25 protein-coding genes are annotated in these 20559 nt (G+C 45.8%); 23 read left to right on the top strand and 2 right to left on the bottom strand.

Translation table 11 applies throughout. From position 1 onward, the window contains the following. Positions 1–126: 126 nt before the first annotated feature. Both INF29_RS10560 and INF29_RS10555 read right to left on the bottom strand, forming a co-directional pair. Positions 127–774, bottom strand: a complete 648-nt coding sequence (locus INF29_RS10560) for an SGNH/GDSL hydrolase family protein (protein ID WP_193486489.1) — start codon at positions 772–774, stop codon at positions 127–129. A gap of 57 nt (positions 775–831) precedes the next feature. Continuing rightward, on the bottom strand, positions 832–1569 hold the full coding sequence (locus INF29_RS10555) for a LytR/AlgR family response regulator transcription factor (RefSeq protein WP_072848700.1): 738 nt from the start codon (positions 1567–1569) through the stop codon (positions 832–834). 120 nt (positions 1570–1689) lie between these two features. Here INF29_RS10555 and spoIIIAA point away from each other — a divergent pair, with 120 nt between their 5' ends. From spoIIIAA to recN, 23 genes are all read left to right on the top strand, one after another. Further along, a complete protein-coding gene (gene spoIIIAA, locus INF29_RS10550) occupies positions 1690–2652 on the top strand; it encodes a stage III sporulation protein AA (protein ID WP_087989058.1) in 963 nt (320 codons plus the stop codon). Next, complete coding sequence (locus INF29_RS10545; protein ID WP_087989057.1) at positions 2625–3143, top strand: stage III sporulation protein AB; 519 nt, start codon at positions 2625–2627, stop codon at positions 3141–3143. Before spoIIIAA ends, INF29_RS10545 begins: the two co-directional genes overlap by 28 nt. An 18-nt stretch (positions 3144–3161) precedes the next feature. Continuing rightward, positions 3162–3356, top strand: coding sequence for a stage III sporulation protein AC (gene spoIIIAC / locus INF29_RS10540; protein WP_022253991.1), 195 nt, complete (start codon positions 3162–3164; stop codon positions 3354–3356). A gap of 18 nt (positions 3357–3374) precedes the next feature. Continuing rightward, the gene (gene spoIIIAD / locus INF29_RS10535; protein WP_207728160.1) at positions 3375–3752 is read left to right on the top strand and encodes a stage III sporulation protein AD; all 378 of its coding nucleotides are present in this window, start codon (positions 3375–3377) and stop codon (positions 3750–3752) included. 14 nt (positions 3753–3766) lie between these two features. Further along, entirely contained in the window at positions 3767–4882 is a 1116-nt protein-coding gene (locus INF29_RS10530; RefSeq protein ID WP_193486487.1) for a stage III sporulation protein AE, read from the top strand. A gap of 16 nt (positions 4883–4898) precedes the next feature. Next, positions 4899–5351, top strand: coding sequence for a stage III sporulation protein AF (locus INF29_RS10525; protein WP_306530108.1), 453 nt, complete (start codon positions 4899–4901; stop codon positions 5349–5351). Between the two features lie 21 nt (positions 5352–5372). Continuing rightward, positions 5373–5912 carry a hypothetical protein gene (locus tag INF29_RS10520; RefSeq protein WP_193486483.1) on the top strand — a complete coding sequence of 180 codons (540 nt, stop codon included), beginning with the start codon at positions 5373–5375 and terminating at the stop codon, positions 5910–5912. Between the two features lie 12 nt (positions 5913–5924). Next, a complete protein-coding gene (locus tag INF29_RS10515) occupies positions 5925–6569 on the top strand; it encodes a SpoIIIAH-like family protein (RefSeq protein WP_191344377.1) in 645 nt (214 codons plus the stop codon). A gap of 440 nt (positions 6570–7009) precedes the next feature. Further along, positions 7010–8026 carry a glycosyltransferase family 2 protein gene (locus INF29_RS10510; protein WP_193486481.1) on the top strand — a complete coding sequence of 339 codons (1017 nt, stop codon included), beginning with the start codon at positions 7010–7012 and terminating at the stop codon, positions 8024–8026. 17 nt (positions 8027–8043) lie between these two features. Beyond that, entirely contained in the window at positions 8044–8610 is a 567-nt protein-coding gene (locus INF29_RS10505) for a hypothetical protein (RefSeq protein WP_087989052.1), read from the top strand. Then, positions 8600–9613: a lysylphosphatidylglycerol synthase transmembrane domain-containing protein gene (locus INF29_RS10500; protein ID WP_191344375.1), complete on the top strand. Its 1014-nt coding sequence runs from the start codon at positions 8600–8602 to the stop codon at positions 9611–9613. Before INF29_RS10505 ends, INF29_RS10500 begins: the two co-directional genes overlap by 11 nt. A gap of 42 nt (positions 9614–9655) precedes the next feature. Continuing rightward, positions 9656–10855: a UDP-galactopyranose mutase gene (gene glf / locus INF29_RS10495; RefSeq protein ID WP_193486479.1), complete on the top strand. Its 1200-nt coding sequence runs from the start codon at positions 9656–9658 to the stop codon at positions 10853–10855. Between the two features lie 155 nt (positions 10856–11010). Then, complete coding sequence (locus INF29_RS10490) at positions 11011–11382, top strand: Asp23/Gls24 family envelope stress response protein (RefSeq protein ID WP_193486477.1); 372 nt, start codon at positions 11011–11013, stop codon at positions 11380–11382. Between the two features lie 75 nt (positions 11383–11457). Further along, positions 11458–11862: a transcription antitermination factor NusB gene (nusB, locus tag INF29_RS10485; RefSeq protein WP_022365228.1), complete on the top strand. Its 405-nt coding sequence runs from the start codon at positions 11458–11460 to the stop codon at positions 11860–11862. A 16-nt stretch (positions 11863–11878) separates the two neighbouring features. After that, positions 11879–13114, top strand: a complete 1236-nt coding sequence (gene xseA / locus INF29_RS10480; RefSeq protein WP_193486475.1) for an exodeoxyribonuclease VII large subunit — start codon at positions 11879–11881, stop codon at positions 13112–13114. After that, on the top strand, positions 13089–13340 hold the full coding sequence (gene xseB / locus INF29_RS10475) for an exodeoxyribonuclease VII small subunit (RefSeq protein WP_022253664.1): 252 nt from the start codon (positions 13089–13091) through the stop codon (positions 13338–13340). Before xseA ends, xseB begins: the two co-directional genes overlap by 26 nt. Next, positions 13324–14208 carry a polyprenyl synthetase family protein gene (locus INF29_RS10470; protein ID WP_191344371.1) on the top strand — a complete coding sequence of 295 codons (885 nt, stop codon included), beginning with the start codon at positions 13324–13326 and terminating at the stop codon, positions 14206–14208. The genes xseB and INF29_RS10470 overlap by 17 nt, the downstream gene beginning before the upstream one ends. A gap of 22 nt (positions 14209–14230) precedes the next feature. Further along, the gene (locus INF29_RS10465; RefSeq protein ID WP_087989047.1) at positions 14231–14659 is read left to right on the top strand and encodes a divergent PAP2 family protein; all 429 of its coding nucleotides are present in this window, start codon (positions 14231–14233) and stop codon (positions 14657–14659) included. A 32-nt stretch (positions 14660–14691) separates the two neighbouring features. Next, positions 14692–16554 carry a 1-deoxy-D-xylulose-5-phosphate synthase gene (gene dxs / locus INF29_RS10460; RefSeq protein WP_087989076.1) on the top strand — a complete coding sequence of 621 codons (1863 nt, stop codon included), beginning with the start codon at positions 14692–14694 and terminating at the stop codon, positions 16552–16554. Positions 16555–16569: 15 nt separating this feature from the next. Continuing rightward, positions 16570–17376, top strand: coding sequence for a TlyA family RNA methyltransferase (locus INF29_RS10455; RefSeq protein ID WP_072848765.1), 807 nt, complete (start codon positions 16570–16572; stop codon positions 17374–17376). A 20-nt stretch (positions 17377–17396) separates the two neighbouring features. Continuing rightward, positions 17397–18248 (top strand): NAD(+)/NADH kinase, encoded by an 852-nt coding sequence (locus INF29_RS10450; protein WP_072848763.1) that lies wholly within the window; start codon positions 17397–17399, stop codon positions 18246–18248. A 23-nt stretch (positions 18249–18271) separates the two neighbouring features. Beyond that, complete coding sequence (gene argR, locus INF29_RS10445; protein WP_022364359.1) at positions 18272–18727, top strand: arginine repressor; 456 nt, start codon at positions 18272–18274, stop codon at positions 18725–18727. 18 nt (positions 18728–18745) lie between these two features. Further along, on the top strand, positions 18746–20425 hold the full coding sequence (gene recN / locus INF29_RS10440) for a DNA repair protein RecN (RefSeq protein ID WP_193486473.1): 1680 nt from the start codon (positions 18746–18748) through the stop codon (positions 20423–20425). The last annotated feature ends 134 nt before the right edge of the window (positions 20426–20559 follow it).

Below are 20559 nucleotides of genomic sequence, written 5' to 3'. Positions count from 1 at the left end.
GTAGGGGGCAGCCAGAGTTAAAAGTGTGGTTGCCAGACTATTCAATGCCCCCTTTAGGGGGCTACCACAAGAGATAGACCCTTATAGGGTCTGATCAAACCACCCGTTCAACGGGTGGTTTTGATTTTATGCGTATTTTTCCATGATTTCATGGATGGTTTTCATCAATTCATCATATAAAACTTCATATCCACGGTTACTCAGATGTTCACCGTCATATTGGAAGCAGGCTTCATAGTCTGCTTTATTTTTTATGCTTTGATAGACGGAAAAGAGATCCATCACAGGCAAATTGTATTCCGCAGCCAGTTTTTTCACCATTTCACCGTAATATTCCAAACGGTCGTTGGTGGTGAAGGGGTAAAAATCTGTATCCACCATGGAAGGCGGTGTCATCAGTACAATAAGTGGAACGCCGTTATGGAATTCGCTTCCGGTAGATAAAGATAAAATCTGCGTGATAATCTGCCGCAGATTATCTTCAAATTCATAAGGTGTTCGATATTGTCCTTCGTTGAGTGCGCTGTCATTGGATCCAAACCAGATAAAGACAATTTGTGGTTTATGCTGCAAAACACTGCCTTTGAGCCGTGCCAGAGCTTCACGGGTGGTATGCCCATTGATGCCGCTGTTGCGTATTTCCCAAGTATATTGGGGATATGCTTTTGGCAGTTCTTTGGAAAGGTAATAAGGATAAGCAATTTGTTCCAATACGCCATAACCATAGGTCAGACTGTCACCAAAGCAGACGATTTTCATTTCTGTATTTGCCATGTTTTTCACTCCCGTCCAATCGTTTTGCCTTGATTGTAAAGGTTTGGGCAGTGTCTGTCAATCGTTGGAAAAAAGACTGGAAATAGCAGAAAGGAACTGTTTTTTGTATCCGCGGCTCACGTAGGCATGCTGATCACTGTTGAAAAAAGAGAGTTCCCATGGATTTTTTGTCTTATCTAAATAAGAAATATTACTCAGATTGACGATAAAGGAACGGTGTGTCTGCACCATATAGGAAGACTGCATGGTTTCCCGAATTTTGTAAAGGGGCATGGTGAATACCACTTCCTTCGTGCGCAGATGAAAAATGGCTTTTTTCATGACGATTTCAATAAACAGAATATCCTCGTAAGGGAAGCTGTAGATTCCTTTTGCTGTGGAAATCTGGCATAACCGCGACGTGAAATCCTTTGTCTGCTGGAAAAGGGTGTGATAAAAATTCACCAGATGTGCCAATTCTTGTTCCTTTTCTTTGGAAAGAGGAAGCATAAAAATTTCAATAAAATTCCACTGGGGAATCACCTGCAAAATATGGGCAATTTGGGATGAAAGCAGGATGACCGGCGTATGTATGCTGGTTGGGAATTTTCGAAGGAACGTCATAAAACGTTTTGCGTATATAAAATCCGGATCAGGCATAAGCAATACACAATGGATTTTGATTTGTTTGCAAAAAGAAACCGCTTTTTCAAGGGAATTGCTTTCATACAGCACAAAATCCGCGCTCTGGCTGCAAATGTTCTGCACCTTTTCGGAGGTAACTTTGCTAAAGTTGACCAATAATAGGTGAAACATACTCATTCCTCCCATAATTTTTCTGAAGTCAAATTTATCTTATCACACAATGTGAAAAAATGAAAGGCGTATCATAATTTTAATTCTGGAGAATATATTGGAAAAAGGAGGTGGACATGTATGGCAGATTTGGAAAGCCTGTGGAAATCGTTGCCGCCGGCATTGGGGAAAATCATACAGGAGAGTTGTTGTTCTTTGGAACATCTGGAAGAAATTCGCCTGCGCTTGGGACAGCCTATACTGCTGAAAGAAAAAGGCGGATGGATTCCTTGTATGGCAAAAAACGACAAGAAAAGACATGTTTTTTCAAATTGTGACATGAAGGCGTGTGTTTCTTTATTAAGTGCCTATTCTTTATATGCTTTTGCAGAAGAAATCCGGCAGGGGTTTCTGACCATAGAAGGGGGTCACCGCATTGGATTTTGCGGAAAAGCGGTTATGGAAGATGGCAAAATCAAAACATTGCATCCCATCAGTTCTTTGAATATCCGTATCGCACGGGAGGTAAAAGGGTGTGCGGATCATATCTTTCCTTATCTCTTTGACAACGGGCGCTTCTGTCATACTTTGATTCTATCTCCGCCGGGATGCGGCAAAACCACATTGCTGCGGGAATTAATCCGGAACCTGAGCAGAGCAGAAGGGGGATATGCCGTCGGTGTGGTGGATGAAAGAGGAGAGATTGCCGGCATGTGCGGCGGCATGGCGCAAATGGATTTGGGGGAATGCACGGATGTGATCAGCGGCTGCCCCAAAGCGGAAGGGATGCTGCTTTTGTTGCGTAGCATGTCCCCCCAGATCATCGCTGTGGACGAGCTGGGACGGGAAAGCGATTTTCTGGCAGCTTCCGATCTGATTCACGCTGGTGTGAAACTTCTTTGCACTGTTCATGGCAGCTCTTTGGAAGAACTGGAAAAACGAGCTTTTCTGGGGAGATTGTTGGCTCATCAGGTGGTGGAACGATTTGTGATTTTATCGGCATCCCAAGGTGTCGGTACTGTGGAAGCAATTTTGGATAGCACAGGAAAGGTCATGTACGAAAAAGGAGGGGCGTCATGGTACAAAGCATCGGGATTTGCATGATTCTGGCAGTGACAACACTGACAGGGGCTTATTTTTGTCTGCGGGAAAAGTATCGATTGCAGGATTTACGGGAATTGGAAAGAGCCATGGTCATGATGGAAAGTCAGATTCGTTTTTTGTCTGTGCCCCTGTCGGAAGTGTTGGAAAATATCAGTTACCAGACCAAAGGACAGGTAGGGCTATTGATGCAGGAAACGGCAAAAGCCATGGCGGAAAAAACAGGAGAAACGGCGGAACAGATTTGGGAAACGGTCTGGATGCGGCATATATCCCATACTTATTTGTCTGTGGATGATTATCAGAGTATCCTGCGCTTTGGCAAAACACTGGGATATCTGGATCAGGAACAGCAGAAAAACAGCACAGAATTATTTTTGACGGAATTGCGGCAGAAATGCAGACAGATTGAGCACAGGCTGGAGAAAAACGGACGGCTTTACTATAGTATGGGATTTTTAGGTGGTTTGATGCTGGTTATTGTGCTGCTGTAAAGAATGGAGGGGAAGAAAATGGATATCAGTATTGTGTTTCGTATTGCCGCAGTGGGGGTGCTGGTGGCAGTGCTCAATCAGGTTTTGCTGCGGGCAGGGCGGGAAGAACAGGCTATGCTCACAACGCTGGCAGGATTGGTGGTAGTGTTATTTTGGGTGATACAGTATGTCAGTACATTGTTTGAAACCATGGAAACCATGTTTCGTTTTTAGGAGGGGATAAAGGTGGAAATGGCAGGATTGGCAGCTTTTGGATTGACAGGAACTTTTTTGGCGTTAGTACTGAAAAAAGAAAATCCGCAGTTTGCCCTCTTAACGGCGCTGGCGACCGGAGTTCTTCTCTTTTTACAGATTTGCAGTCCGTTGGGGGAACTGCTGGATTTGCTGCAGGACATGGCAGATCAGGCAGGCGTTGCGGAAGGATATTTCGGCATTGTGCTGAAAGTCATCGGCATTGCCTATCTTTCTCAGTTTGCATCCCAGCTTTGCGCAGACGCAGGAGAAGGTGCTGTGGCAGCGAAAATCGAATTGGCTGGCAAAGTGCTCATTATGGCAGTTTCCATTCCTGTGCTGACGGAAGTCCTCCATGTGGTTTTGACGCTGGTGTGAAAAGGGGGAGATTCATGAAAAAAATCGGCATGATCGTGTTATTTAGTCTTTTCCTCCTTGCTATGCCAGTGCCTGCATGGGGGGCTTCCACGGAACTGGCACCCTATCTGGAAGATTTGGACATGGAACAGATTGACGCAGCAGCGGAAAATGCTGTGGAGGATGTGACATTTTCTGAACTGGTGGAAGATGTGCTGACAGGTGATTTCTCTTTTTCCATGGAAGATCTTTGGGAAAAGTTGGGGGAGGTCGCTTTTGGAGAATTACGGACACAGACAGGATTGATTATGCAGCTTATTGCCGTATCCATACTGGCTGCGGTACTGCGGCAGGTGAGCGGTTCTTTTTGCGGCAGAGAAGTGGGAGAAATGGGGTTTTACGTCTGCTATATGGTGCTGATTGTGGTCATCATCACCACCTTTTACGATATCACAGCTATGGTTGTGGAGCGGGTGGAACAGACAGCAGATATTTTCGGTGCAATGCTGCCTGTTTTTCTGGCATTGGCGGCATCTTCGGGGAACTTAACTCAAACGGCACTGATGGGACCTACCATGATGGGAGGGTGCACCCTCATTGTATTGATATTAAAAAGTGTTGTTGTTCCTGTGTTGTTGGCGGCGGTGGCTCTGGAATTGGTAGACCGCCTTTCGGAACAACCTCTTACAGCCAGATTTGCGGCATTGCTGCGGCAAGGCGTATCTTGGGGGCTGAAAGGACTGGCAGGGGGATTTATGTTGCTGTTGTCCTTGCAGAAGATTGGCGGCGGAGCGGTAAACGGACTGGCAGTGCGGACAGCGAAGATTGCTGTTAATGCGGTACCTGTGGTGGGGGATGTCATGGGCGGCGCAGTGGATACAGCGGCAGCAGTGGCAGGTACCATCCGCAGTGGCACATTGGCGGCGGCAGTGATTTTTTTGCTGCTGCTTTGTATTCCTCTGGTGATAAAGCTGGTGGCAATGACATTGATTTTCAAACTGACAGCGGCAGCGGTGGAATCTGTCTGTGAAGCCCGTCTGGTGGAGTGTATTGGTATTGCAGGGGATTATACAGCTCTTTTGCTGGGCGTTGTTTTTCTGGTGGAAGTGATGTTCCTGTTTTCTTCTGTGCTGCTGCTGGGCGTGTTGTAGAAAGGAAGTGAGAGGCATGATGGAGGCTTTTACCGCATATATAAAAACTATAAGCGCCTTGACCGTTTTTTCGGTGGCAGTAGGACTGTTGATGCCAAAGGGGAACTTTCGGCAGTATACCAGATGGATATTGGGACTGTTGGTACTTTTGGCGGTGCTGAAGCCTATGCTGGGGTTGTTTCATTTGGAAGAAATGGATTTTCCCCAATTTTTCGCATTGCCGGAACAAGAGGTATCTTATGACGCGGAACTTGGGGAAAACTGGACACGAAAGACAATGGAAAATCAGGTTTTGTCAGAACTGCAAAGGCAGGAACCAAATGTGGATGACGTACATATTGCATGGAATGAAGAAAGCGGACTGCCGGAGGAAATGGAAATCAGCGGGAGAAACTTGCCGGAATCCCTGAAGGAAGATGCGGCAAAAGAATATGGCATGGAAACAGAAGCCATTACGCTGGTTCCATAACATACAAAAGGGGGAAAGAGGATGAAAAACGATTTTTTGCGCCGTTTGTTCTGCCCGGAAAATCGGCAGGTGCGGATGAAAATGGCAGCAGGGCTCCTCATTGGCATTGCGCTGCTGTTGTGCAGCCGTTTTGTGGAAGGTGAACCAAAGGAACAAGTGGCTGTGGAAAATGTGCAGCAAACTACGGGAGAGAGAGCAGAACGGCAGCTGGAAGCAGAATTGGAGCGGGTACTCAGTCAGGTGGCAGGGGCAGGGCAGGTACAGGTGCTTTTGACTTATGCCACTACTGCGGAAAGCACACCTGCCAGAGAGGAGAAAATTGAGGAAAGCAATGGAAACAGTGAGAATACCGTGAGCCGAGAAAGCACGGTGGTGCTTATGGAGAACGGCAGCGGCGGACAGTCACCGCTGATTCTGACAGAAACAGCGCCGCAGGTGGAAGGTGTGCTCATTGTGGCACAGGGTGCCGGTGATCCGGTGGTATGTGATGGGTTAAGTCGTGCGGCACAGGCATTGCTGCAAGTGCCTGCACATAAAATAGCCATACTCAAAATGAAATAAGGGGGAAAAAGTATGTTTACAGTAAAACGGAATCAAGTAGTAGTGACAGCATTGGCAGTGATGATTGCGGCGGCAGGGTACCTGAATTTTCAGGAAACCAGATCCGCAGAAGGCACCAAAACAGCCATGGAACTGACGGAAGAAGGGGATATGGCGGCGCTGATGGAGGATGATTATGCGGCTCTGCCGGATGATATGCCCACAGAAGAAGGGACTTTAGACCCTCTGACTGCGGAAGCATCCACAACCACAGGGGATGGAGCGGCAGTATTTGCCAGCGCTGATACCAGTGACGATGCTTCCCGTTACTTTGCAGAAGCAAAATTGGACAGAGAACAGTCTCGAGCAAAACAGAAGGAAATCCTGACAGAAATGTTGAACAACAGCAATGTCAGCGAAAGCCAGAAGAATGTTTGCAGTGACAGTATGCTGGAATTGCAGGAACGCATTGAAAAGGAAACAGCGGCAGAAGCTATGATTGAGGCAAAAGGATTCTCTCAGGCTTATGTCCGTATGGATGACGATACGGTGGATGTGGTCGTGGATAAAGATACCCTGACAGACGCGGAAGTGGCACAGATTCAGGATATCGTCAAACGCAAAACAGGATACACCGCAGAACAGATTCGGATTTCCACATGGAAACAGAGCAAATAAAAAAACGTACATCATTAGGGATATCTTCATAAGAAAACAAAGCAAGCTGAAATCTTTATGATAAAGAGGATTTCAGCTTGCTTATTTTTATAAGATTTTATTTGTTATGTTTTCTTAATGAGAATTGCTTTTTTATGACAGTTACTCAAAGAGGGACTGTCATTTTGTATGGTCATAACATGGTTTTTTAGTGGGAATTTGCATAAAATCATATGCCTTTCGCATGTTTGAGAACAATATTTTTTTCATGGAAATCTGCTTACACCACAAAGAAAATGATCATGGGATAGCGGAAAAACTGGTAAATACTGGGAAATTTAATCTTTTTTCGCAAAAAATTAAGAAAGTTTTCGAATTTTCTTAGCACAGTTTTCAAATTGTTTTGGTATATTCTTGTATAAATATTTAGATGGAACGAAAAAAAGAAAGGAAGTTGCCTCATGAAACTGATTACATTTGCCGTGCCATGTTACAACTCTCAAGACTACATGCGGCGTTGTATTGATACACTGCTGACAGGAGGAGAAAAGGTGGAAATCATCATTGTCAATGATGGTTCCAAAGATCGCACAGGAGAAATTGCCGATGAATATGCGGCAAAATATCCGACCATTGTCAAAGCGGTTCATCAGGAAAATCAAGGGCATGGACAGGGCGTAAACGTAGGTCTTGCTCATGCAACCGGAGAATTTTACAAAGTGGTGGATTCTGATGACTGGTTGGATACGGAAGCTTTAAAGGAAGTACTGGATCACATGGAAAAATGGCGGATCAACCAGACACCCGTGGATATGCTTGTCTGCAATTACATATACGACCACTTGTACGAAGGCAGACAGCAGCAGATTCATTACCGCAATGTGTTTGAATCCGGCAGTCTGTGCAACTGGCATGAGATTGGTCGTTTTCTGCCGACACAGTATTTGATTATGCATGCATTGATCTTCAAAACAGAAGTGCTGCGCAAAAGCGGTGTAGAACTGCCGAAGCATACATTCTATGTGGATAATATTTTTGCTTATCAGCCACTGCCTTTTGTAGAACATATTTTTTATTTGGATGTGGATTTGTATCACTACTTTATCGGACGGGAAGACCAGTCTGTCAATGAAAAAATGCTTATGAAGCGCATTGACCAGCAGATTCTGGTGACAAAACTGGTTTCCGCTTGTACAGATCTCCATCAGGTACGAGAGAAAAAACTGGCAACATATATGACCAGAAATATTTCTGTCATGATGGCCATTTCTTCCATTCATCTGCTGCTCATTGGTGATGCAGATGCTATGGAAAAACGAAGAGAATTATGGGAGTACATGCGTCAGATGGATAAAGGGCTGTATAAGACCCTGCGGTATAAACGCCTCAGTGGGCTGACATATCTTCCGGGCAAACTGGGGGATTTTGCGACACTGACAGGATACCGACTGGCGCGGAAACTGGTGAAATTTCAGTAAAAAAGAAGGCGGAACAAATGGAAAAACTTTATATTGCACTGGTAGATACACCGGGGTTTTTTGCGAATATCATACGCCGTGTCATAAAAATTTCATACTGTCATGTGGCATTGTCATTTGATGCAGATTTTCAGGAAGCTTACAGCGTTGGAAGACGTGATCCTGCAATTCCCTTTTTTGCAGGCTTCATTCGGGAGAATACACCAAAAATACTGCGGGTATTTCCAGATGCGAGGTATCGTGTCTGTGAGCTTTCCTGCACAGCGGAACAGAAAGAACTGTTGCGGGAAAAAATGAATATCTGTTACAGAAATAGATTTCGGTACCATTACTGTATTATTGGACTGCCTTTTATCTGGCTGCAAAAGCCTTTTTATCAGAAGAATCATTACACCTGTTCTTCTTTTCTGGCACAGGCTATGGATGAGGTTGGGCTGTCCCTTTTTGAGAAACATTTTTCCATGGTTACGCCAAGGGATTTTTACGAATTGGAACAGTTACAGGTGCTTTATGAAGGATATTTGTCGGATTATGTCATGAGCCGTCATTTATTTTATGGGAAAGGAGAAGTGTATGGTACGTAAATATGTGGGCAGTATTCTGTTTTTGTGCCTGCTCATTGGGATTACCATATACGTCCTTGTGGAAAACAATGATATGCGGGCTGTGGCAGGGGCAATGGCCCGAGCGGAACATATATGGATTTTGGCTGGTATTGTGACAGCGTTGTTTTTTGTGGCAGCAGAAGGCAGTATCATCTGTTATCTGCTGCGGGCAATCGGGCAGAAGATGCCGTTGCTGAAATGTATTAGCTGGTCATTTATCGGATTTTTCTTTTCCGGTATCACGCCCTCTGCCACAGGCGGACAGCCTGCCCAGCTTTATTATATGAAAAAGGCAGGGCTGCCATTGGCAGACAGTACACCGGTGCTGATGGTAGTGGCTGTGCTGTATAAATTTGTACTGGCGGTTTTGGGGCTGTTTATTGCAGTTTTCTGGCATAAACAGTTAGGTGCTTATTTTCAGGGATATTATTGGCTGTTCTATCTGGGAATCGTACTGAATGCCATATTGGTTGCCATACTGGTATGGGTGATGGTAACGCCTGTATGTGCGGAAAAAACGGCGTTGTTTCTGGAAGGATTGCTGGTGAAGATCAGACTGCTTCATCCCAAAGAAGAACGGAAAGAACATCTGCGGGAAGCAGTGGCAAGATATGGTGCAGTGGTGCGTTTTTTTCAGGAAAATCCAAGAAAAATCGTTGTGGCAACAGTTATGACCCTTGTGCAGAGATGCAGTTTGTTTTTCCTGACATGGCTCATTTATCGTGCCATGGGACTGGAAGGCGTTGGTCTGTTTTGGATTATGGTGCTGCAGGCAACGGTATATATTGCAGTGGACATGCTGCCGTTCCCTGGGTCGGCAGGCATTTCGGAACTGGTTTATACAGCGGTATTTGCGTCTGTTTTTCCGGGGAGCGATCTGGCAGCGTCTATGTGTATTTCCAGAGGTATCAGTTTTTATATGGTGCTTCTGGTAAGTTTAGGTGTTTGGTGTGTCTGCCATTTTCGCAGTCAAAGAACATAAATCAATGAGATGAAAGGAAAAGGATAGAAAGAGGGAGCGACTATGATGAAACAATGGAAGGGGAAACCTGATGTGATCGTGGCAGGTGCAGGCTTTGCAGGCGCTGTTGCGGCAAGAGAAATGGCGGAAGCTGGAAAACAGGTGCTGGTACTGGAAAAAAGAAACCACATTGGCGGAAATATGTATGAAGAAGAAAATGAAGCGGGTATCCGTATCCATGTTTATGGTCCTCATATCTTCCATACCAATGATGAGAAAGTTTTTCACTATATCCGGCGATTTGGAAAATGGGATACATATGAACATCGGGTAAAGGGCAAAATCAAAGAAAAAGAAGTTCCCATTCCTTTTAATTTCACTTCTTTGGAAGCCTTATTCCCCATGGAGCAGGCTAAGAAGCTGGAAACAAAACTGCACAGGACTTTTTCAGGAAAAACAAGAGTGACGGTTCTGGAACTGATGGAACATACAGATCAGGAAATCGCAGAACTGGGGCAATTTGTGTTTGACAATGTATTTAAAGGGTATACTGCAAAACAGTGGGGCATGCCGGTGCTGGAGGTAGACCGTTCTGTTATTAGCCGCGTGCCTGTGGTATTGGGTAAGGATGACCGTTATTTTGGCGACCGTTATCAACTGATGCCGGCAGAAGGCTATACCAAGATATTTGAAAATTTGCTGCAACACAAGAATATTGTCTGTCAAACGGGTGTGGATGTGATGGACCTGCTGACGCTGCAGCCAGACGGCACCATGCGTTTTGACGGAGAGGTGTTTGATGGTATATTTATTTATACAGGCATGCCAGATACTTTGCTGCAAAACTGTTTCGGATTTTTACCTTATCGTTCTTTGCGTCTGGAATTTGAAACATTGCAGCAGAATGATTTTCAGTCTGCAAGTGTTGTCAATTATCCAAACAGCGAGGACTTTACCAGAATCACGGAATTTAAAAAATTGACAGGACAGCAAAAGACAGGAGTTACCACAATCCTTCGGGAGTATCCCATGGTATTTACGGCAAATGCAGGGCAGGAAGCCTATTATCCCATTGAAAACAAACAGAACAGAAGCCTTTATGAAATGTACCAGAAGGCATTACAGCAGTGGGACAACCTGTATCTGTGCGGCAGACTGGCAGAATACCGCTATTACAATATGGACGGCGCCATCCTGCGGGCGCTGGAATTGACGCAGGAGATTTTGCAGAAGGAAAAAGTATGTCTGGCGGCAAACGTATAATGTGAATTTATACATGTTTTGTTGTATATTTATTTGCATTGAGGTATATTTTCTGGTATACTGATATGAAAGACAGAGAAATGGCATTGCAGGATTTGATACCACTGCGCGCAGTGGAGATGCTGTTTTGTAAGACAAGACAGGAGGTCGGAAATATGTCTGAAGACAAAATCACAAACGGGCAGATTCAGATCGCAGATGAAGTTATTGGCGTGATTGCTGTAACAGCGGCACTGGAAGTTGACGGCGTGACAGAAGGCGCTGGAAGTGGCAAAGGGTTTGTAGAGTTTTTTGGCAAGAAAAGCCAGACAAAATGTGCCAAAGTAGACAGTGATGGCGACGAAGTGGTACTGGATATGGAAATTATCGTGAACTTTGGTACCAAAGTTCAGGTTGTTGCTGAAGAAGTGCAGAAGAGAGTCAAAAATGCCGTGGAAACCATGACAGGACTTTCTGTGCCTGTTGTCAATGTGGCAGTGGCAGGCATTGTGAAGGAAAAAACCGCAAAAGGGGACGAAGAAGAATAAAAAAACGGAATTATACCACTCCTGTATGGGAGTGGTATTTGTCCCTAATTGTAATGAGAAAAGCGGAGGAAGATTATGAGCCGAAGAAATGCGAGAAAAAATGCCTTTGTACTGTTGTTCCAGATGGAATTCAACGCAGCGGAAGAACAGGAACAGATGACAGATCTGTTTTTTGCGGAACAGGACGAAGTGGTAACAGAAGAAGATAAGGCTTACACTATGGCAGCAGTGGAAGGCACCAGAGCCAATCTGGAAGCCATTGACGCTGTCATTGATAGCTTTGCAAAAGGCTGGAATACCCAGAGAATGAACCGTGTAGATCTGGCGATTCTGCGACTGGCAGTATATGAACTGAAATACAGCAAAGACGCGCCTGTAGGCGTTGTCATCAATGAAGCGGTGGAACTGGCGAAGAAATACAGCTCTGACGAAGCGCCTGCATTCATCAATGGCGTGCTGGGGAAAATCGCTTCTGCCTGAAGGGAAATGAACCGGTATGATTGAACCGAAAATTTTTACGGTTGGACAGATCAACCGTTATATTCGCAATTTACTGGAAAACGATTTTATATTGAGCAGCCTTTTGGTGAAAGGGGAAATCTCCAATTTCAAAGCCCATAGTTCCGGGCATTTGTATTTCACATTGAAGGATGCATCAGGTGCATTGTCCTGCGTGATGTTTCGGCAGGATGCGGCAGGACTGCCGTTTGAACCAGAAAATGGCATGCAAGTGGTGGTATACGGTCACGTTTCTCTTTATGAAAAAACGGGACAGTACCAGCTGTATGCGGAATTTTTGGAGCCTTTGGGCATTGGAGCCTTACAGGTTGCTTTTGAGCAGTTAAAAGAAAAACTGGCGGCAGAAGGATTGTTTGATGGGGATTTCAAAAGAGAAATTCCGAAAAATCCCTCTTGCATTGCAGTGATTACTTCGCCAACAGGTGCGGCGGTGCGAGATATCCTGCAAATTGTCAAGCGTCGAGACCCTAATGTGAAAGTGGCGATTTTTCCCACATTGGTACAGGGAGAACAGGCAGCGGCAGATATTGTCCATTCTCTGAAGTTGGTCAATGAATGGGGAAAGGCAGATGTCATCATTTTGGGGCGCGGTGGTGGTTCCATGGAAGATTTGTGGTGCTTCAATGACGAAAATGTGGCAAGAGCCGTTTTTGCGTCAGAGATTCCTGTGATTTCTGCTGTAGGTCATGAAACGGACTTTACCATCACGGATTTTGTGGCGGATATGCGGGCGCCTACACCTTCCGCGGCGGCAGAACTGGCGACAACGCCTTTGACTGAACGGCTGGAAGCCTTTCATCGTCTGGAACTGCGTCTGGAAAGAGATGTGAGTGCACTCTTGACATCTTGCCGCAGACGTCTGGATTTGCTGAAATCCCGTCCTGTCATGGAAAGACCTTTGGAGCGGATTTACCGTACTATGATGGATATGGAAGAAACCCAGCAGCGGCTGGATAAAGAAATGACCAATCGTCTGATGCAGCGGGCAGAACGGTGGCAGTACCTGACCAATCGTCTGGAAGCCGCGTCACCGCTGGCAGTCATGTCACGGGGATATGTGATGGCTGTCGCATCATCAGGAAAATTACTGACTTCCGTCAAACAGGTGGAAGTGGGGGATAGAGTCACTCTGCATCTGCAGGATGGCAAAATAGAAACGAATATTCAGGAAAAGGAGGTGTTTACCCATGGCGAAGAAGAAAGTCACCTTTGAAGAAGCTATGACACGGCTGGAGGAAATCGTTGACCGGCTGGAAAGGGAAGAAGTTCCTTTGGAAGAAGCAGTAAAGCTTTATCAGGAAGGCTTGAGTCTTTCAGCAGTCTGCAAGGAAAAACTGGCAGCAGCAGAGGGAAGCATTGTAATGCTGCGCAAAGAAGCAGGCTTATGGGAAGAAACACCTTTTGCAGAGGAGGATATGGAAAATGGACTTCAAAAGTGATATGCAGGCACGCATTCAGGAAATCGAGGCTGCTTTGCAGACATATATACCCAAACAGGAGGCATTTCCTCCTGTGATCTTTGAAGCAATGGGCTACAGCCTTTTTGCTGGCGGCAAACGTCTGCGCCCCATGATGGTGCTGGCAGCATGTGAAGCCGTAGGCGGCAAAAAAGAAATGGCAATGCCTTTTGCCTGTGCTTTGGAAATGATTCATACATATTCTTTGATTCATGACGACCTGCCTGCCATGGATAATGACGATTATCGTCGCGGCAGACTGACCAGTCATAAAGTATATGGCGAAGATATGGCAATTCTGGCAGGGGATGGTCTGCTCCATCATGCTATGGAAACCATGGCGCAGGCTTGTTATGAAAATCCCTGCAAAGAAACTACCGGCGCGATGCTTGCCATTGCCAAAGGCGCTGGTGTCCATGGGATGCTCACCGGTCAGGTGGTAGACGTTTATTTTGAAGGCAAACCCATTGATAAAGAAACACTGGATTTTATCCACATCCATAAAACAGCGGCAATGATCCGCGGCGCGCTGGAAGCGGGCGCAAGAGTTGGCGGTGCTTCTGACGAAGTTGTGGAAAAATTCGGTCTGGCAGGCGAAAAAATCGGGGTGGCGTTCCAGATTCTGGACGATATTCTGGATGTGACCAGTACCATGGAAGAACTGGGAAAACCCATCCACAGCGATGAGAAAAATGAAAAGACAACTTATGTGACTTTGTACGGCATTGAAGAATCCAGAAAAATCGCCGCAAAACTTTCCGATGAAGCAGTGGCAATCTGGAAAGAATTGGGCGAATCCTGTGATTTCTTACAGACATTGACAAACTATTTGCTGCAAAGAACATATTGAGCAAAAGAAAGAAGATGATTCTATGGGATTTGAATCGTTTTTATGGAATAAACCCTTTTGGGCGGCAATCATTTCCTGGGCATTGGCACAGGGATTTAAGACCATCCGTCCCATTGTGACAGAGAGAAAATTTGATGCCAGCAGATTGACTGGGACAGGCGGTATGCCCAGTTCCCATTCATCTCTGGTTATGGCACTGACTACTAGTGTGGGGAAGTATAACGGCTTTGATTCGGCATTGTTTGCCATCTCGCTGATTTTTTCCTTTGTGGTCATGTACGATGCGGCAGGGATCCGGCGTGCAGCCGGCAAACAGGCGGAGATCATCAACTACATGATTGAGCACCATAAACTGCCGGAACTGCAGAAAGTAAAGGAACTGCTGGGGCATACGCCATTGGAGGTATTTGTGGGAGCGATTTTGGGGATTGTTGTAGGATTGTTGTTTTAAGATAAGGAGAGCAGGTGATTTGTGTGGGCGGAATATTGGACCGTATCCAATCTCCGGAAGACTTGAAAAAGTTGAATTTACAGGAAATGGAGCAGCTTTGTAAAGAACTGCGCCGCTTCCTTCTGCGGGCAGTTTCGAAAACCGGTGGTCACCTGGCATCCAATCTGGGTGTGGTAGAGCTGACGGTGGCGCTGGAATACTGTTTCAGACTGCCTCAAGATAAAATCGTATGGGATGTAGGTCATCAGGCATATATCCATAAAATGCTGACAGGACGTAAGGAAGGATTTTCCGCTTTGCGTCAGCTGGATGGGCTTAGCGGGTTCCCGAAACCCCATGAAAGCCCTTGTGACGCTTTTGCGGCAGGTCATAGTTCTACATCTATTTCAGCGGCTTTGGGGATTGCTAAGGCAAGAGATTTGCAGGGCAGAAAAAACCATGTGATTGCTGTCATCGGTGATGGTTCCATGACAGGCGGTTTGGCTTATGAAGCGCTGAATAATGCAGGCAGAGAAAATACGGACCTGATTGTTGTTTTGAATGATAACCAGATGTCCATCGATACCAATGTTGGTGCTATCAGCAAGCATTTGAACTCCTTGCGTACCAGCAACCGGTATCAGGCGTTTAAAGATAATTTCAAACAATTCCGTGATATGGTGCCTGTTATTGGCAAACCTGCCTATTCCGTACTGGAAAAGGTAAGAGACAGCGCAAAGTTGCTGCTCTTAGAAGGGGCTGTGTTTGAAGGCATGGGCTTTAAATACATTGGTCCTGTAGATGGGCATGATTTGCCGGAATTGATTGAACTGTTCAAAAATGTACAGCAGATGTATGGACCTATTTTGATTCATGTGAAAACAGAAAAGGGGCGGGGATATCCTTATGCGGAAGAACGTCCATGGGATTACCATGGTGTCAGCCCCTTTGATCTGCGGACAGGGGACCCCCTTTCCAAGAGCAATAAACCAAGTTGGTCTGCTGTGTTTGGTAAGAAAATTGTGGAAATTGCAAAGCATAATCCCAAAGTTGTGGGTATCACAGCTGCCATGTGCAGCGGTACAGGATTCCAGAAATTCCGCAAAGAATTTCCGAAGCGTTTCTTTGACGTTGCCATTGCGGAGCAGCATGGGACAACCTTCGCGGCAGGACTGGCAAGTCAGGGGATGATTCCTGTTTTTGCCGTATATTCCTCTTTCCTGCAGCGTGCTTATGACCAGATCATCCATGATGTTTGCATGGAAAATCTCCATGTGGTATTTGCCATTGACCGTGCAGGGATTGTTGGTGCCGACGGGGAAACCCATCAGGGGGTATTTGACCTTTCTTTCCTGCGTCATATCCCTAATATGACAGTGCTTTCACCCAAGAATGGATGGGAACTGGAAGCAATGCTGGACTATGCGGTTAATGTCTGCAAAGGTCCTGTGGCAGTGCGTTATCCCAGAGGGACAGCATCAGAAAACTTTGAAATGCAGCGTCTGCCCATTGAATATGGCAAGGCGGAATGGATCGCAAAAGGCGAAGACATTGCCATTTTGGCAGAAGGTCATATGCTGGATGCAGCTTATGGCGCAGTGGAACGTCTGAGGGCAGAAGGAAAGAATCCTTCTCTTGTAAATATCCGTTTCATTCGTCCTCTGGATGGAGAAATTTTGCGGGCGGTGGCAGAAGATTGCAGCCATATTTTCACAGTGGAAGATAATGTCCGTGATGGTGGCTTTGGTTCCGCAGTGCTGGAATTTTACAGTGATCATGATATTGCAGCCAATGTGAAAAACTTGGCGTTCCCTGATGTATACATCGAACAGGGGACACAGGCGCAGCTGTTTGCAAAATATGGTCTGGATGCAGAAGGGATTTATCAATCCATCAAAAAAACGTTGGGAGAGTAAGTTATGGCAGAAAAAGTGGAAAAGGAACGGCTAGATGTACTGCTGGTACAGCGTGGGCTGGCACCGGGCAGAGATCAGGCGAAAGCATATATTATGGCAGGCAATGTCTATGTGGACGGTATGAAAGAAGATAAAGCCGGCACAAAGATTCCTGTAACTGCGGAAATCGAAGTGCGGGATGCAGCCATGAAATATGTCAGCCGCGGCGGCTATAAATTGGAAAAAGCCATGGAAGTTTTTCCCATTACACTGACAGATAAAATCTGTCTGGATATTGGCGCTTCTACCGGCGGTTTCACAGACTGTATGCTGCAAAACGGCGCTGCAAAGGTATATTCCATCGACGTTGGCTATGGTCAGTTTGCCTGGAAACTGCGCAATGACCCCAGAGTCGTTTGTCTGGAAAAAACCAATGTGCGCTATGTAACGCAGGAACAGGTGCCTGATGCGGCGGATTTTGCGTCCATTGACGTATCTTTTATTTCCCTGACAAAAGTTCTACCTGCCGTATTGGGCGTTATGAAAGAGGATGGACAGTTGGTCTGCCTCATCAAACCCCAGTTTGAAGCGGGGAGAGAAAAAGTAGGGAAGAATGGTGTTGTCAAAGACATTGCTGTACATAAAGAAGTCATCCTCATGATTGCGGATTATGCTATGGCAAATGGTTTGGGTGTGATGGGACTGGATTTCTCTCCCATCAAAGGACCTAAAGGCAACATTGAATACTTGATTTACTTGGATAAAAAGCAGCCAGGTGCGACAAAAGAAGAAGTTCATACATGGGTAGAAGAAATCGCAGCAAAATCACATGAAGTTTTATGACGCTGCATGGGGGCGAAGGTATGAAAAAAGTAGGAATACTTCCAAATTTGGAGAAAGATAAGGATTTTGCGGTAACCAATCGGCTGCTGCAATATTTGAAATTGAAAGAGTGTCAGCCATGTCTATCTATGAAGGCAGCAAAGCTTGCCGGATTGGAGGAATATGGCTGCTTAGAAGAAGAACTGTATCGGGATTCGGATTTTCTGATTTCTTTGGGCGGCGACGGTACTCTTCTTGGTGTCGGAAGAAAGTCAGCGCCCTATGGTACGCCGATTTTGGGCATCAATTTAGGGACGCTGGGATTTTTGACAGCGGAAGAAAAAAATCATGCAGAGTATGCCATTGATAAAGTGCTGGCAGGCGATTATAAAATGGAAAAACGCATGATGCTGCAGGCGACCATTGCCACAGATATGGAACGAATCGAGGGGATTCTTGCCCTGAATGATATTTGTATTACCAGAGGTTTGCTCTACAAAATTCTGGAGTTTAATATTTACGTCAATGAGGAATATGTAGATACCCTTCGGGCGGATGGTGTTATCATTTGCACACCTACGGGCTCTACGGCGTATAATCTGTCTGCTGGTGGTCCCGTTCTGAAAGCAGATGCGCAGATTATTGCCATTACGCCAATCTCCGCGCATACCCTTACTAGCCGTTCCATTGTGGTTTCGGCTGACGATGTGGTGACAGTGGAAATCAATCCCAGAGAAGAGGCGGATTTTACCGTCAGTGCCGATGGGCAGGATGCTTGGACACTGACAGGTAAAAAAGTTGTGCAGGTGAAAAGAGCAAAGGAATATGCTTCCATTATCAAAACAAATCCGCAGAGTTTTTATGATGTATTGCGTCAGAAACTCAGCAGATAGAGAATAGAAAGGTTGTGACGAGTTTGAAAATTGCCAGACATGCGAAAATATTGGAACTGATCGAAAAATACGATATTGAAACCCAGGACGAACTGGCGCAGAAACTGTGTGAAGAAGGCTTTATGGTTACACAGGCAACTGTTTCCAGGGACATCCGGGAAATGAAGCTGACAAAAATCGCCACTGAGCGGGGAAAACAGAAATATTCTGTCATTACCGGCAATGATACGGAAATTACAGAACGTTTGACACGTGTATTCAAAGAAGCAGTTGTAAAAATGGACTATGCACAGAATATGATTGTCATCAAGACATTGGAAGGTATGGGCATGGCAGTAGCCGTTGCGCTGGATAACATGCAGAACCCGGAAATCCTGGGAACCATTGCCGGGGATGATACCGTATTCTGCGTAGTCAGAACACACAATCAGGCAGCGGTGATTATTGAAAAGCTGTATCGTATCATTCATAGTGCCTAAGAAACGGGGAATGTAAAAATGCTGGAACATTTGCATATCAAAAACGTAGCACTGATTGCAGAAAGTGAACTGCATTTTGAAAAGGGCTTGAATATCCTCACAGGGGAAACAGGCGCCGGGAAATCCATGATTATCGATTCCCTGCATTTTGCACTGGGCGGTCGGGTAAACCGTGATTTTCTGCGAAAGGAAGAACAGTCGGCAGTGGTGGAAGCCTTGTTTTCCGCAGAGAACCCGAAGGTTTCTGCTTTTTTGGAGGAAAACGGTATTCCAGTAGAGGAAGACGGCACGTTGCTCATTGCCCGCACCATGCAGGCATCAGGAAAAACCGTTGCCCGTGTCAATGGCAGCACGGTTACAGCCGGTATGCTGAAGGAATTGGCAGGAGAATTGCTGGATATTTACGGACAGCATGAACATCAGTCATTGCTGAATCCCAGTCGGCATATTCATTTGCTGGACCGTTTTTGCGGCGAGGCATTGGAAGAAAAACTGGCGGAATACCGCAAGGAATTCAGCAGAGAAAAAGAACTGAAAAAACAGCTGGAAATGCTCTGTGGGGAAGAAAGCAGCCGTGCCCAGCGATTGGATATCCTCCAATTTCAGAAAGAAGAAATTGAAGGCGCCTCTCTGCGTGCCGGCGAGGAAGAAGAATTGCTGGAGCAGAAAAAACGTCTGGGCAGTGTAGAAAAGCTTATGCGTTTGTCTGTGGAAGGCGTAGAATTGCTTTATGATGGCAGAGAAGGTATGGCTTCTGCCTGTGATAATCTGGGAGAGGCGTTGCGGTGTTTGCAGGAAGCGGCAGCACTGGATAACAGTCTGTCAGAACTTTGCGAGCGTATGGACAATGTGTATGCGCAGCTGGAAGACGGCGCAAGGGAATGGAAGAAGTATACCCATTTGCTGGAAGCAGACCCGGACGCACTGGAAAATATCGAGGAACGTTTGCAGACCATCTACCGCTTGAAAAGAAAATATGGCGGCAGTGTGGAAGCAGTTCTGGATTTTTATCAGAAAGCAGTGGAAGAACTGGATTTTCTGCAAAACAGTGAGGAACGCGCGGCAGAACTGGAACAGGCGTTGCAGGCAGTTCATGAACATATGACAGTCTTGGCTGGAGAAATCACAGCTATTCGGAAAAATACAGCTTTGCAGGTGCAGACACAGGTGGAACAGGCACTGCATGATATGGAAATGGCACAGGCAAGATTTTATATTTCCGTAGAAAAACGGGAAAATTTTGCCGCAAACGGTCTGGATAAAGTGGAATTTCTGATTTCTGCCAACGCGGGGGAGGACTTGAAGCCTCTGGCAAAAATCGCATCCGGCGGGGAAATGTCCCGCGTGATGCTGGCATTGAAAACAGTGCTGGTGGATGCAGACGAAATTGGAACCTTTATTTTTGACGAAATCGACACAGGTGTCAGCGGTAAGACTGCCAGAAAAGTTGGGGAAAAAATGAGTCTGCTGGGGAAAAAGCGGCAGATCCTGTGTATTACCCATTTGCCTCAGATTGCGGCTATGGCAGATAATCATTTTCGCATAGAAAAACATGTGGCGGAAGGGCGAACCACCACAACCGTAGAAACATTAGATGAGAACGCTTCCTGTCGGGAAATTGCGCGGCTTATGGGCGGTGAGGAAATCACAGAAACCACCATGGCAGCAGCAAGAGAACTGCGGCGGGAAAAACCTTGAGGAAAACTGTGGGTTTGTCAAACATATGTTACACCCTCCTTAATAAATTCCTTCAGGACAGTCTGTGGGGATTTCCAACCCAGAGGTCTCATAGGGAACAGATTATAGTCCCTACGGTTATAGACTTGGAGCTG

Origin of the sequence: Anaerotignum lactatifermentans, assembly GCF_014982935.1 — a bacterium.
In the GTDB taxonomy this organism is placed as follows: domain Bacteria; phylum Bacillota; class Clostridia; order Lachnospirales; family Anaerotignaceae; genus Anaerotignum; species Anaerotignum lactatifermentans.
Note: the sequence above shows the minus strand (reverse complement) of the source record. Positions and strands in the feature narration are given on the sequence as shown.

Bases quoted from the DNA above. Each gene is read 5' to 3' on its own strand.
- INF29_RS10545 (WP_087989057.1), top strand. From the start codon at position 2,625: ATGGTACAAAGCATCGGGATTTGCATGATTCTGGCAGTGACAACACTG.
- nusB (WP_022365228.1), top strand. From the start codon at position 11,458: ATGAGCCGAAGAAATGCGAGAAAAAATGCCTTTGTACTGTTGTTCCAG.
- recN (WP_193486473.1), top strand. From the start codon at position 18,746: ATGCTGGAACATTTGCATATCAAAAACGTAGCACTGATTGCAGAAAGT.
- INF29_RS10515 (WP_191344377.1), top strand. From the start codon at position 5,925: ATGTTTACAGTAAAACGGAATCAAGTAGTAGTGACAGCATTGGCAGTG.
- INF29_RS10520 (WP_193486483.1), top strand. From the start codon at position 5,373: ATGAAAAACGATTTTTTGCGCCGTTTGTTCTGCCCGGAAAATCGGCAG.
- INF29_RS10525 (WP_306530108.1), top strand. From the start codon at position 4,899: ATGATGGAGGCTTTTACCGCATATATAAAAACTATAAGCGCCTTGACC.
- glf (WP_193486479.1), top strand. From the start codon at position 9,656: ATGATGAAACAATGGAAGGGGAAACCTGATGTGATCGTGGCAGGTGCA.
- INF29_RS10505 (WP_087989052.1), top strand. From the start codon at position 8,044: ATGGAAAAACTTTATATTGCACTGGTAGATACACCGGGGTTTTTTGCG.
- INF29_RS10560 (WP_193486489.1), bottom strand. From the start codon at position 774: ATGGCAAATACAGAAATGAAAATCGTCTGCTTTGGTGACAGTCTGACC.
- spoIIIAC (WP_022253991.1), top strand. From the start codon at position 3,162: ATGGATATCAGTATTGTGTTTCGTATTGCCGCAGTGGGGGTGCTGGTG.
- INF29_RS10450 (WP_072848763.1), top strand. From the start codon at position 17,397: ATGAAAAAAGTAGGAATACTTCCAAATTTGGAGAAAGATAAGGATTTT.
- xseA (WP_193486475.1), top strand. From the start codon at position 11,879: ATGATTGAACCGAAAATTTTTACGGTTGGACAGATCAACCGTTATATT.
- spoIIIAD (WP_207728160.1), top strand. From the start codon at position 3,375: ATGGCAGGATTGGCAGCTTTTGGATTGACAGGAACTTTTTTGGCGTTA.
- INF29_RS10510 (WP_193486481.1), top strand. From the start codon at position 7,010: ATGAAACTGATTACATTTGCCGTGCCATGTTACAACTCTCAAGACTAC.
- INF29_RS10500 (WP_191344375.1), top strand. From the start codon at position 8,600: ATGGTACGTAAATATGTGGGCAGTATTCTGTTTTTGTGCCTGCTCATT.
- INF29_RS10555 (WP_072848700.1), bottom strand. From the start codon at position 1,569: ATGTTTCACCTATTATTGGTCAACTTTAGCAAAGTTACCTCCGAAAAG.
- xseB (WP_022253664.1), top strand. From the start codon at position 13,089: ATGGCGAAGAAGAAAGTCACCTTTGAAGAAGCTATGACACGGCTGGAG.
- spoIIIAA (WP_087989058.1), top strand. From the start codon at position 1,690: ATGGCAGATTTGGAAAGCCTGTGGAAATCGTTGCCGCCGGCATTGGGG.
- INF29_RS10530 (WP_193486487.1), top strand. From the start codon at position 3,767: ATGAAAAAAATCGGCATGATCGTGTTATTTAGTCTTTTCCTCCTTGCT.
- INF29_RS10490 (WP_193486477.1), top strand. From the start codon at position 11,011: ATGTCTGAAGACAAAATCACAAACGGGCAGATTCAGATCGCAGATGAA.
- INF29_RS10470 (WP_191344371.1), top strand. From the start codon at position 13,324: ATGGACTTCAAAAGTGATATGCAGGCACGCATTCAGGAAATCGAGGCT.
- INF29_RS10465 (WP_087989047.1), top strand. From the start codon at position 14,231: ATGGGATTTGAATCGTTTTTATGGAATAAACCCTTTTGGGCGGCAATC.